The following is a 13086-nucleotide window of genomic DNA, read 5'->3' on the forward strand; positions in this document are numbered from 1 at the left end:
AGGTGCAAGCACCTCTTGATTCGCTCGACTTGCATGTATTAGGCACGCCGCCAGCGTTCGTCCTGAGCCAGGATCAAACTCTCCAAGAAAGTTGATATAGCTCATTTGTTACGTTGGCTTAGCTTTTTTCAAAAAGCTAAAAAATTGTTTGTTGACGTTCTTGTTTGTTTAGTTTTCAAAGAGCAATTTGCTATGTCTTAAGCGACAGTGAAACTATCATATCACGTCTCTATCATTATTGCAATATAATATTTTAACTTTTTTCGCTCTCACTTTCAACTAGAAAATCCGTCGTTAAAAGCAACTCCCTTATAGTATCACCTTCAATTCACTTATGCAACAAAAAGTTTTATTTTTTATAAAAAACTTTTCTTCAAAACCTTTCTCAAGAAAAATCTTTTCACTTTAAGCAATTACCTTATGTATCAAAGTAATAAAAACACTATAATGAAGAGATTAAGAAACATCTTTCGTTATTGCCCTTAAAATGCCTTCAAATAAAAGGATAATTTGTTTAGTAGAGAGGAAGTTTTTTTTATGATAGCTGAGATTTTTGCCACGCTTTTTGATGTAATTGTCCCGCTCTCTTTACCTGTCATAGCTGGGGTCCTACTTAGTAGGTTTGGGAAACTGGAAATCAAACCGCTTTTAAACTTTGCGTTATATTACATAACTCCGTTCTTGATTTTTGATACATTAATGGAGGCGCGCCTGTCACCTGAGGATGTTTATTTGACTCTTGCTTATTCCCTTTTAAATCTAATTTTGCTTGCGGTTGCAGCGAATATTTTAGGCAAATCACTCAAACTTCCTGCCAATGATATAGCTGGATTAACCTTGATTTCCTCCTTCACCAATTCAGTTAACTACGGGATCCCACTCACCTTGCTTGCTTTCGGTCAGCTTGGGCTCGAAAAGGCATCCGTTTACATTGTCATGCAAATGGTCATGATGCATACGTTAGGAATCTTCTTTGCCGCACGCTCTCATTTTACAATAAAAAATGCCTTTAAATCGGTGTTTGCCCTGCCGGCTATTTATGCGGTATTGCTAGCTATGGTGTTACGCACATTTGAATGGGGCCTTCCAAGTGGTATCTCCACCGGAGTTTCCATGATTGCAGAATCCTATCCGCCCATTGTTCTAGCTGTCCTAGGAGCGCAAATGGCCAGTGTGAAAACAGAAAGCATCTCCAGAAATACCCGGATTACCTTTTGGTCAGGCATGGGCATGAGATTACTGATTGGCCCACTCATTGCACTATTGTGTCTAAATCTATTAGAGATTGAAGGAATCATGTTTTCCACGCTATTAGTATTATCCTGTATGCCCGTTGCGATCAACGCCGGCATTCTAGCGGAAAAATTTGATGCATCCCCAAAAGTGTTAACCAAAACGATTCTTTGGACTACCCTATTGTCCTTTTTCATTTTGCCAATACTGATTGTTTTGGTTAAGTAAATCCAAGGAGACATCCTTCAAACATCATTCAAATTTGTATAGTTCTATCATTTTGTAATTTTTATAAAAAAAAAAAAAAAAATGCTCAGTTCATTCATTATACTGAGCATTTCTTCTGTCCATTTTCGATACTTCTTCAAGTAGCGATCTATATTCCCCCCAAGTTGGACTTTTTACTACTAATTGTCTCCTCGTTTTTAATATAGTTGTCATAAAAGTTGTTATATAGTAATGATTTTTTACAGCTGCTTATTTTCCTTTTAGTGATAGATTAACAGGTAAATGGAAGATTACCGCTACTAGTTGCATATATTATCGAATTCATTTTAATAGATACATAGGGATAAGATACTACTATCCTATCTATTAACGCAGGATCCACACATGATGATACCTTTATTTTTCAGAAATAGTATTGCAATATGATTGCCACGTTAGTAAACGAATTAACACCTCCCTGTTCTTTTTCTCAGAAAATTCTATGTTACGATTTAATTAATAAAAATTAGCAACCAAAGAACATGGAGGGTAAAAGAATGCTTAAGAAAATAATATCTATTTTAGCAGTTGCTGTACTCTCAGTAACTGTAAGTGCTAATGTGTATGCAGCTACCATCACTGTGGAAAAAGGGGACACCCTTTGGGCTCTATCACGTGCAAATCATTTATCAGTAGAAAATCTCCAAAAGTTAAATAATCTCACCACAGACCTCATTCATCCGGGGGATGTACTAACCGTTGCACCTGAAAAACGTTATACGGTTATAAAAGGCGACACATTATGGGATATCGCAATGAACCATCAGGTAACTGTTTCTCAAATTATGGAATGGAACCAACTATATAGCGATCTCATCCATCCAGGATTAAATCTAGTAATATTTGAAGGATTAAAAAATAACACTATCTCTCTATCAGAAAATCCGGTACAACATGTAGCAGAAGCACCGACTGAAAGTGCACCTGCACCTGCAGTTGAGGCTCCAGCTCCAACGGAAAGCACACCTGCACCTGCGGTTGAAGCACCAGCTCCAGTGGAAAGTGCACCTGCAGTAGAAGCCGCAGCACCTAGTTCAAAGGAAATAATAGTAGAAGCTACTGCCTATACAGCTTCATGCGAAGGCTGCTCTGGTATTACGGCAACCGGCATTGACCTGCTAGCCAATCCAAATCAAAAGGTCATCTCTGTTGATCCATCTGTTATTCCTCTCGGCAGTAAAGTTTATGTAGAAGGATACGGCGAAGCGATCGCAGGAGATACTGGCGGGGCCATTAAAGGAAATAAAATTGATATCTTTATTCCTACTAAACAAGAAGCGATTAATTTTGGTAGAAAACAAGTAAAGGTGACAATACTAAACTAAATATTTTTTAAAAACGTGCAGAGCCTGTAGACTCTGCACGTTTTAATTATCTATTTACGAATTTCCTCCGTGTGATAACAAAAAGGATAGATCCTAAGACTACTAAACCAAGACCAATTACTAACAAGTTAAAGCTATTAGTTGCAGTGTTTGGCAGACTTCCTGGTTTTGGCGTTTCTTTGATATCTGATGTTGAACCATTTTCAGTCACTTTACCCGGGGCAGTTTCTTGGTCAGTTGGATTCTTCCCTTCTCCAGCAGATCCATCACCTGGCTCTTCAGGGGTTTCTCCTGGATTCTTCTGTTCCGTTGCTGTTTTTACACTGGTTGTTCCATAAACAAAGCGCTCAAAGTCATCACTCATACCAATGATTTCAATCATATATTCTGTATCTGGTTGAAGATCATTTAAGGTATAGGCAGTATTATCAAGGTCGATTGCTATTTCCTCACCATCGAGCATAATATAGTAGACAAAATCCTCGTAGCCATCCTTAGTAACAGGAAGCCAACTAATCTCAATCGAATTCTCCGTTACTTGATTAACGGTAATATCGAGATATTCGTAATTGACGATAACCCCATTGTCTTCTAATGTCCGAATCACGGTAAGAACTTCAGAACCTTCACTTAAATCTAATGGATTCTTCATTAGTTGGACGTATTGTAATTTCTCCAATGCCAGCAAGCTCGTAATATCCTCAATTTCATTATAGCTGATGTTAAGATATTCAATATCTAAACCCACTAACGGTGTAATATCTTTTATTTGATTCCCTTGTAAAGACAACATCATTAGCTTTGAAAATTTAGATAGAATACTAATATCCTTTATTTCATTACTATCTAAAAATAAAGCTTCTAGATTGGTAAAGGGTTCTAAACCTGTAAGTTCTGACAATTTATTATCGCTCATCGATAAAAAGGTTAAACTCGTTAATCCAGCTATCGGCTCTAAGTTACGAACCAAGTTAGAATCCAATTGCAATTCCATTAGATTAACAGCTAACTCTAACCCGTCGAGCTCCTCAATCCCACGATTGCTGGCATCTAAGCTTGTTAACATTTTCATATCACTTTCGTAGAGATCACGGGTGTAAATATGCAAGGCATCACGTACCGCTTCTTTTAGAGCTGTGTCTTTAAACGGAACAATCTCACCCTCTGGTACAAGCGGAGTCATCACGTACGCAAACGCACTACCCCAAATAGAACCGTCTTGATCGACCGCGTCCACTGTAATCTCATAATCTGTTAACGGGTCAAGATTTGAAAACTCATAATTTGTTTCGCCAACTGGAATCTCTGCCACTAACTCACCATTAAGATAAAGATGATAGTTGCTGATGAAATCTGAAATGCCAGGGAAACTAATTTCAATTCCAAGCGATGATTCTGTTACTTCTTGAATGATAATTTCGTAACTGTCTAACATCCACTCCACATTAACACCTGCTGAGATAAGGCTTTTTAACACCTCAGCATCTTCGGAACCTTTTGTAAAATCAAGACCTTCGTTCCCGTAAAACGTCACACTTGTGAGATTCGGAAAATCTTTTAGAATCTGAATATCTTCGATTTGGTTAAAAGACACTAACAAGTTCTCCAGGTTTTTTAACCCTCTTAAATCATCTAAACTCGTAATCACATTTTCATCTAAATCTAGAAACACTAGATTTGTCAGGTTCGCAAGCGGTGAAAGATCTTCAATTTGATTCCCATAAAGCATCAGGTCAGTAAGATTGACCGCGAGCTCAAGGCCTGTTAAATCTTGAATTTCTGAATAGCTTGCGTCAAGGTAAGTAAAGTTTTCCATGTCATCTGTGTAAATGTCACGATAATCAATTTTCAGTTGCATTTTAATCGCATTTTCTAGATTTTTATCAGCAAAAACAACAACTTCGCCTGTCGGAAGTGGTGAGGTTGTCACATCTGCACTTACAGTCTCAATGGTTCCATCCTTGTAGATGTATTCTACTTTTACCTGATAAAACGTCTCAGGCGATAATCCTGAATACGTAAAATATGTGGCGAACGGATCGTTGATACTTTCAACGAGCTTGTCATTTAAATAAACAAGGTATTTTTCTATCTCCTCGGGCTCGAACGGCTCATCCCATCCGATTGAAATAGATTGGTCATTTACAGTTTCAATTTTTAAAACCTTTTTTATTTCAAGCTTTTCATCAGGTAGCACCATTTCAATTGGGTTTGTTACATAATCCTTCCCACTCTCAATGGTGAACTCAGCGGAAATTTCTTCGTCTGTTGAGTAGTTGGTTGTATTCAAACGGTAGGTACCAATAGGAAGTTCAAGGTCACGGGATTCAGAATCGTAGTCAATAAAAAATCCTTCCTCTTCCAAATAACCATAATAACCGATTTCAGATACCTCTTCACTAATACCCTCAACGGAGAAATCTAAGGCCCAAGGTATATTTCCTTGATCGGAGACCACTTTGATATTTGTCATGACGACCTCTTCTTCTTCTTCATTGGCCGCTAACAATTCAATTTTTGCATCTTCTGCTTGTCCAACGAAAGTATGCTCGATGGAGGCACTTACAACTTTTTCACCTGTCGATAGGGCTGCAGAGATTTCATATGTATACAAGGTATTCTTTTCTACAGATTGATCCTCGTAGGAATACCTTCTGACATTGTCTTCGGCCGATTCATTTAATGGTATCGGCTCAATGTCCAGCACTTCACCATTTTTTATTAATTGGTAGTTTGATAGTTCTTCCCCATCATTGTTCACCACTTCCCAAACAATAATAGTGGATTCCTTTTTATCTGTAACATTTAGTAAATGTAACCCTGCCGCGGCAAAGGTTTTTAAACTAGCAAACGGGCTAAACAGAGAAAATAGTAATACTAAAACAATAGTAAGATTCGTCCATTTTCGATTATACAAACCGCTCTCTCCTTAGTATAAAGTTATCCTAACCAAGTAATTATATATCGAAAATGAGTCATTTGATATAATATTTTTCTAAATTTTTACAAATTTCGTTTTACTAAATATATATATATACATCTAAAAAAGCCTGACCTCCATAAGAGGTCAAGGCTTGATTACAATCACACTATAAGGCTGCTGTCCGCCTGAGGTGGACAGTGTCCACGAGCGGTGACAGGCACCCAATTATTTCTTTTTCTCAAGGATTCTTACTTCGTATTTTTCTAATCTTATTTCACCAGAAACTTCTTCACCCGTAACCAAATCTTCCACGTGAGATTCAATTGTAACAGGCTGCTTTTCTTCGGTGAAGTTCATGATAAAGATGTAATCACTTTCTACTGCTTGTCTAACTTGAACGGATACACCCTTTTCGTGTTTCACTTTAAATACCGGTTCGAGTGACAGCTCATTAATCAATTCTTGGTAGAAATCGCGCTGGAATTGATTTTCCAAACGCCCCCCAATATAGTAGGCTTTTCCACTTTGATACTCATGGCTTGTTACTGCTGGAGTTCCTGCATAGTAATCATCCTCATAGCTTGCTTCAACCTTCGCAGATTTCACTTCCAAAATCGTCGAATAGTCTTTTAACTCATATGATTGATTGCGATACATCACAGAATTCCGGTCTGATGGATAATACGTATCTGTTTCCACTGGGTTAATACCAAAGATCTCTTGCAGATCCTTGTGCCATCCACCCAAATACGTTAAATCGTGTTCATTGACAATACCGCTGATATACGTCGTGACTAAACTGCCGCCGCCGGCAACAAAGCTTTTCAAACGAGCAATTGTCTCTTCACTTACTAAATAAAGCATCGGGATAATCAATAATTTATAGGCTGAGAAATCCTGTTCCTTCGTAATCACATCAACAGGAATATCCTGTTCCCAGAAGGCTCGGTAATGCTCCACCAAGGTTTGCGGATAGCGTTTCGTCTCCAAGCCAAATCCTTGTGCATCATTAAGCGCCCAGTTGCTTTCCCAATCATATAGAATCGCAACGTCACTCGGACGATTCGCCCCAACAACCTCACTTAACTTTTCAAGTGTCTGACCGACTTCCGCCACTTCCTGGAATACCCGGTTTTCGGAACGATTATCATGATCGACCACCGCACCATGAAATTTTTCCGAAGACCCTCGGGACTTCCGCCACTGGAAGTAAAGGATACTATCCGAGCCATGCGCCACCATTTGCATCGATGCAAGCTTATGCATGCCAGGTCGTTTTGCTTTATTAACAGGATGCCAGTTCACCATGCTCGGTGTCGATTCCATTAATAAAAATGGCTGCTGTTTTAAACAACGGTACAGATCATCAATAAAGCCAACTCGCATCGCTAAATCGGCCGTGCTCTCCCAATCATTATGCCAAGCAGGATACGCATCCCAACTAATCACATCCAGGTGCTTTGCAAATTTGCTGTAATCAAGCGCCTGGAAGGGAATTAATTCATGCGTATCCGCCATAAAGTTGGTCGTAATCGGAACTTCTGGCGTCAATTCTCGAATCGGAACGATTTCATTTTCATAAAAATCAATGGTTTGGTCGGTCACAAAACGGCGCCAATCTAAATTCAAGCCATGTACCATGCTTTCTCCAATCGATGACGGAGATTCAATTTGAGACCAATCCGTAAATGTATGGCTCCAGAAAGGACCCCACCACGCATCATTCAAAGATTTCAAATCGTTATTGTATTTCTGTTTCAGCCAGGCTCTAAATGCATCTTGGCATAAATCGCAATGACATTCGCCGCCATACTCATTGGAAATATGCCACATCAATAAAGCAGGATGATTCCCATAACGTTCTGCCAACAGCCTATTAATCTTCTGTGTTTTTTCACGGTAAACAGGTGAAGTAAAACAGTGATTATGCCGGCCGCCGTGCAGCTGCTTCACCCTAGCCCCATTCACACGAAGCACTTCAGGGTATTTTTGTGACATCCATGCAGGTCGAGCCCCGCTTGGTGTCGCTAAAATCACTCGACCACCGATACTATAAATGTCATCAATTACTTTATCGAGCCATTCGAACTGGTAGACTCCTTCTTCCGGCTCAAGTGCCGCCCAAGCAAAAATTCCAACCGAAAATGTATTGGTATGAGAGAGCTGCATTAATTTTATGTCATCTTCCAAAATATCTGGACGGTCTAACCATTGATCAGGATTGTAGTCTCCGCCATGAAGCATAAAGTCTGCTTTGGTCACGTAAGTTTTTTCATGTTTAGACATAGTAACCTCCTTTTAACAACTAAAGATTCCTTCTTAAGGCAAATCTTTTTGTTACCTTTAGAGTTTTGTTTTTAAGGTCTATCGGTTAATTACAAATCGACTTCCTTTTCCTTGAGATTTGTCTTTCATCAGGGTTCTTAAGGACATATCTCCTTCCTCACTCGAGTGATTTGTCCTTCATCAGGGTTCTTAAGGACAAATCTCTTTCCTCACTCGGGTGATTTGTCCTTCATCAAGGCTCTTAAGGACAAATCGGCTTCCTTACTCAGGATTTGTCTTTTACCCCTTCGTCCCACCTGCAGTTAACCCAGATACAAATTGCTTTTGCAGCAGCAAGAAGGTAATCGCAATCGGTATACTAATTAAAATCGCACCCGCAGCGAAGGTCGTATAGCTCGCACCCATTACATCGTTCACTAATTTATATAAGCCAATTGGCAGTGTGTAAGAATCCGGTGTTCGGAGGATAACCGAGGATAATACGAAATCACCAAGCGGACCTGTAAATCCGTTCATCGCCACAACCGCTAACATCGGTCTTGATAGAGGCAGGATAATTTGCCAAAAAATACGAGTATTACTTGCGCCGTCAATCTTTGCACTTTCATCTAAGTCCATTGGTATCGAATCCATATACCCCTTCATTAAATAGGTATTCATCGGAATTTGCCCGCCAATATACAGGAGAATCAATAACCAATGACTATTCATCATCCCTAGGATTTGCGCTAATACAAACAGAGCGATTAACGCAGCAAATTGCGGAATCATTTGTAATAACAAAAACAGCATTAATGCATTTTTTCTACCTTTAAAGCGAAAACGTGAAAAAGCAAACGCCGTAAACGATACGGTAATCATTGTACCTAGCATGGTAAAGATGCTTATTTTTAACGAATTCCAATACCATTTGCCATACTGAAGACTCTCTTTTCCCGCAAATAACTCCTTATAATGATCAAGGGTTGGATTTTCAGGGATAATCGAGGTACTGATTAAACTGTTACCTGGGTTAAAGCTTGCCCCTACAGTCCAAAGTAAAGGATAAATAATCAGGACGGTCACAAAAAGAAGGAAGGCATAAGTAAAAAACAAACGGAGTATTCGGTTGGTTTTCATAGTTGTCTGCATACTTTACGCCCCCTCCTTGAATGAATTCGTACGTCTGAATTGCCATAAGGCGATGCCGATAACGAAGATGGATAACAAAATCGTTAAGGCTGCTGCCAGCGAGTATTGACTTGATTGCATGGTTAACTTATAGATCCACGACACCAAGATGTCGGTTCCGCCCGCCGTTGAACCAGCAACAGCAGGACCGCCGCCATTGAAAAGGTAAATAATATTAAAGTTATTAAAGTTAAAGGTAAACTGCGTAATGATAATCGGTGCCATTGCAATTAATATCATCGGCATCGTTATGTTCTTAAATTTCGCAAAAATAGAGGCACCATCAATCGTGGCCGCTTCATATAAATCCTCAGGAATCGACTGAAGGACACCGGTTGTCACGATGAAGATATAAGGGAATCCAAGCCAGCCCTGCATAAAAATGAGTGCCACTCTTGCCCACTTCTCATCGGTCATCCAAGGAATCGGATCCATACCGAAGAATGCTAAAATATCGTTATTGATAGCTCCAAAACTATCATTAAATAGTCCGGCAAAAATCAAGATCGTTACAAATCCCGGAACCGCCCATGGTAAAACCAAAATGGTACGGAAGAATTTTTTGAAGCGCACTTCCTTTTGGTTCACGACAATCGCTAAGAAAACACCAAGACTTACTTGAAGGGACGAGGCAACAAGCGTCCAAATAACCGTCCATGCTAAAACATCAAAAAACGTGGAACGCCAAATATCAACAGTGAAAATCTCCGCAAACGTCTCGAGCCCAACCCAATCTGCCAGGTTTGCCGGTGGAGAATGGTATAAGTCATAATTGGTAAATGCTAACGCAAAACTAAACAGAATCGGAAAGATTACCGCAAAAATTAACAGAAACAAGGATGGACCACTAATTAAATAAGGATATCCTTGTCCAATTAAATTTTGATATTCACTCTTTAATGAAGTAACAGGGAAATTTTCATCCCGTAATTTTCCATTATGATAAGCATCTTTAAGATTCCAATAATAAATACCTAGTCCAAACGCAGAAACAATTAAAGCAATAATCCCTTCAGCTAAAAGAAAGATGGAGTTATCCCTGGGCACTTGTGTACCGAGTGTAAAAAGTCCCCAAAACCCCATATTTAAGAGATCCCCAAAGGCTACAAAAAACGAAGCAGCTAGGATCAGGAAAACAAGTCCTTTCACCCATTGCTTATTGTAAAACTGTCCAAGTCCAGGAATAATGGATAACAGCGGAGCTATCGTACGATGTTGCACTATCTTCACCTCTTTATATAGATGACCATTAAATTTTAATGGTTCTACTATTCGAATTCATATAACAAATATGGTGTCAAACATAATTAGCGTTTGACACCATTATTGTGATAACTAATTATTTTCCGCTATGCTTTGCTTCAATTTGACCTTTGATGGTTTCAACCGCTTGATCTAATGCAGCTTTTGGTTGTGCTTTACCTGTTGCAATAGTTTGCAACGCTGAGTCAGCAGGTGCCCAAACCTCGTTCATTTGAGGAATATTCGGCATTAACACAGAGAACTTAGATTGCTCAGCTACCGCTTTTGCTGCCGGGCTTTCTGTAACTACTGGGTCCGTTGCTAAAGAAGCAACAGCTGGAACTTCTTGTGTAATTTCATATCTCTTTTTAGAATTTTCTTCGTTTGAAATAAATTCAACAAACTTTTCAGCAAGCTCAGGATTTTTAGAATAAGAGCTTACATTGTAGCTTTTCACACCAATGAATGCTGCCATGTTCTTACCGTTCCCAAGCTCAGGTAACTTTTGTACACCAAAGTTTACGCCAGCTTTTGTAAACGGCTCGATATTCCATGGACCAGAAATAATCGCAGCAGCTTTTCCTTCAGTAAATAATGATTCAATTACATTAATACCTTGTTCACCCACAATACCTGCTGGGAATAAACCTTCTTTATAGAACTTCTGAATGTACATCGCACCTTCAACGGCACCAGCATTATTGATTCCGATATCAGTTGGATCGTAGCTTCCATCATCTTTTTGACCAAAGATGTAGCCGCCATATCCACTTAATACACTGTTTGCATAATAAATTTGATCAAAGAGTGCTAAGAAACCAAACTTTTCACCATTGGCGACACCTTTAGAATAGTCATACCATCCTTCAAGTGTAGTTGGAAGCTTGTCCTCTGTGATAAGATCTTTATTGTAGAAAAGCATCGTTGTTTCTACTGCTTTTGGTAATCCGTAAACCTTACCCTCTACCTTTTGCGCATCCATTGCTGCTTCCGTATAAATTCCTTGAGTGGCATCATCCACATCGAGCTCTTTAATCAAACCCTCTGTAACCGCTGTACCTATTTGGTCACTTGGCATTGTAAGCACGTCTGGACCTGTACCCGCTGGCCCATCAAGACGCAAGTCTTCAATTTGCTTCGTATATTGTTTTTCTACCATCTTAACTTTTACATTGTTTTCTTCTTCAAATTTGGCGATGGCGTCTTTAATTCCTTCACCCTTCATAATATCTTCCCATACAAGTAACTCATTTGATTTATTTGCTTCCTTTTTGTCTCCAGTATCTTTCGCATCATCCTGCGGTCCACAGGCAACCAAAGATAAACTTAAAGCAATTCCACTCATCACGCTAAAGTACTTTTTAAACTTTTTCATGGATATACATCCTCTCAAAATTAGTTTGGTCTTTCTTTGTCACGCACTTTTTTGAAAGCGTTTCATTAAAGTTAATATATCATTGCATAGGAAACATGTAAACAATTTATTTACTAAAATCAGTAAATACTTTTACAAAATTAATTACTACTCTTAAAATTAATTTGTGCTTTTTCTAACCATTAGCTCACTGCCAATGTATAAAGTTTTAACTAGTTTGCGTTTTTCCACCACTTGTTCAAGCAATAACTGAATACCATTTTTACATATTTCCCTCATATCAATGTGGAAAGTAGTGAGTGGCGGTGACACGTATTTTGCCACACTAATATTGTTAATGCTGACAATACTCACTCGATTGGGTATCGCAATTCCATGTTCATTCAATGCTTGAAGGCAGCCCACTGCGATTGGGTCAGCAGCAACAAAAAAAGCTGTTGGCAACTGATCTCCCAGCTGTCTGATAGCTTTCTTCATCAAAGAATAGCCCGTATCAACTGAAAACCCTCTGCCATGAAAGACATATTGATCCTTTAATAAACCTTGTTTCTCCATATACCTGCGAAACACGCGTTCACGCAAATCCATTTCGTCCTCATCGTTGTTCGGGTTGTGATACGTACCGCCAATAAAACCTATCTCTGAATGACCTTTTTCCATTAAGAAATCGACCGTTTTTCTTGTAATTTGCGGCAAATCCGGCCTGACAGAATCAAAATGGTTCGGGTCAGGTGAGGTATCCAAAAAGACTCCATTCGTCGTAATACTTCTCAAGTACGCCAGCTCTTTGTCTGAAAACGTACCTACAGCAATGAATCCTTCAATCGAATCTGGAATTTGGCGAATACCATCGTTAATTTTATAGGTAATCAATTCTACATTGTATAGCCTTGCCATTTTTTCTAACTCAATGCGCATTGTTTTAAAATATACATCTTCTAATTCCTCTATATCCGTTAACCAATATAAAAATGCAATATTCTTAACGAGAAGCCTTACTGTTTTCTTGCGGTAATTGAGCTCTTCAGCCACCTCATAGATTCTTTCACGCGTCTCATCTGAAACAGAAAGACTTTGGTCATTGTTGAGGACCCGAGAAACAGTAGAAGTGGAAAAACCCGCCTTTTCGGCAATATCCTTTATTGTGGCCATAACGAAACCTCCATATATTTTCTATTCATTAGTATCTAAAAAAGGAATTAAATTTAGTAAACTTATTTACTAAATATTACTTTATTTTTTACGAAAATTCAACCGTGTTTTTT

Annotated in this window: 8 protein-coding genes and 1 rRNA gene; 2 read left to right on the plus strand and 7 right to left on the minus strand. The window is 38.9% G+C overall.

The features are described from left to right. Positions 1-89: ribosomal RNA gene (locus tag M3189_RS25950) — 16S ribosomal RNA — on the minus strand; the annotation flags it as partial. A 448-nt stretch (positions 90-537) separates the two neighbouring features. Here M3189_RS25950 and M3189_RS25955 point away from each other — a divergent pair. Further along, entirely contained in the window at positions 538-1461 is a 924-nt protein-coding gene (locus M3189_RS25955) for an AEC family transporter (RefSeq protein WP_251639581.1), read from the plus strand. Between the two features lie 536 nt (positions 1462-1997). Next, a complete protein-coding gene (locus M3189_RS25960; RefSeq protein ID WP_251639583.1) occupies positions 1998-2825 on the plus strand; it encodes a 3D domain-containing protein in 828 nt (275 codons plus the stop codon). A 46-nt stretch (positions 2826-2871) separates the two neighbouring features. Here M3189_RS25960 and M3189_RS25965 read toward each other — a convergent pair whose 3' ends face one another. From M3189_RS25965 to M3189_RS25990, 6 genes are all read right to left on the minus strand, one after another. Then, entirely contained in the window at positions 2872-5742 is a 2871-nt protein-coding gene (locus M3189_RS25965; RefSeq protein WP_251639585.1) for a leucine-rich repeat domain-containing protein, read from the minus strand. A gap of 231 nt (positions 5743-5973) precedes the next feature. Beyond that, complete coding sequence (locus M3189_RS25970) at positions 5974-8034, minus strand: beta-galactosidase (RefSeq protein ID WP_251639593.1); 2061 nt, start codon at positions 8032-8034, stop codon at positions 5974-5976. A 279-nt stretch (positions 8035-8313) separates the two neighbouring features. Then, on the minus strand, positions 8314-9165 hold the full coding sequence (locus tag M3189_RS25975; protein WP_251639595.1) for a sugar ABC transporter permease: 852 nt from the start codon (positions 9163-9165) through the stop codon (positions 8314-8316). A 3-nt stretch (positions 9166-9168) separates the two neighbouring features. After that, positions 9169-10425 (minus strand): carbohydrate ABC transporter permease, encoded by a 1257-nt coding sequence (locus M3189_RS25980; RefSeq protein WP_251639597.1) that lies wholly within the window; start codon positions 10423-10425, stop codon positions 9169-9171. A 118-nt stretch (positions 10426-10543) separates the two neighbouring features. Beyond that, entirely contained in the window at positions 10544-11821 is a 1278-nt protein-coding gene (locus M3189_RS25985; protein ID WP_251639599.1) for a sugar ABC transporter substrate-binding protein, read from the minus strand. Positions 11822-11980: 159 nt separating this feature from the next. Further along, positions 11981-12973, minus strand: a complete 993-nt coding sequence (locus tag M3189_RS25990; RefSeq protein ID WP_251639601.1) for a LacI family DNA-binding transcriptional regulator — start codon at positions 12971-12973, stop codon at positions 11981-11983. Positions 12974-13086: the final 113 nt, after the last annotated feature.

The organism is Neobacillus niacini (genome assembly GCF_023715415.1).
GTDB classification, from domain to species: domain Bacteria; phylum Bacillota; class Bacilli; order Bacillales; family Cytobacillaceae; genus Neobacillus; species Neobacillus niacini_C.

Bases quoted from the DNA above. Each gene is read 5' to 3' on its own strand.
- M3189_RS25955 (WP_251639581.1), top strand. From the start codon at position 538: ATGATAGCTGAGATTTTTGCCACGCTTTTTGATGTAATTGTCCCGCTC.
- M3189_RS25960 (WP_251639583.1), top strand. From the start codon at position 1,998: ATGCTTAAGAAAATAATATCTATTTTAGCAGTTGCTGTACTCTCAGTA.
- M3189_RS25970 (WP_251639593.1), bottom strand. From the start codon at position 8,034: ATGTCTAAACATGAAAAAACTTACGTGACCAAAGCAGACTTTATGCTT.
- M3189_RS25975 (WP_251639595.1), bottom strand. From the start codon at position 9,165: ATGCAGACAACTATGAAAACCAACCGAATACTCCGTTTGTTTTTTACT.
- M3189_RS25985 (WP_251639599.1), bottom strand. From the start codon at position 11,821: ATGAAAAAGTTTAAAAAGTACTTTAGCGTGATGAGTGGAATTGCTTTA.
- M3189_RS25990 (WP_251639601.1), bottom strand. From the start codon at position 12,973: ATGGCCACAATAAAGGATATTGCCGAAAAGGCGGGTTTTTCCACTTCT.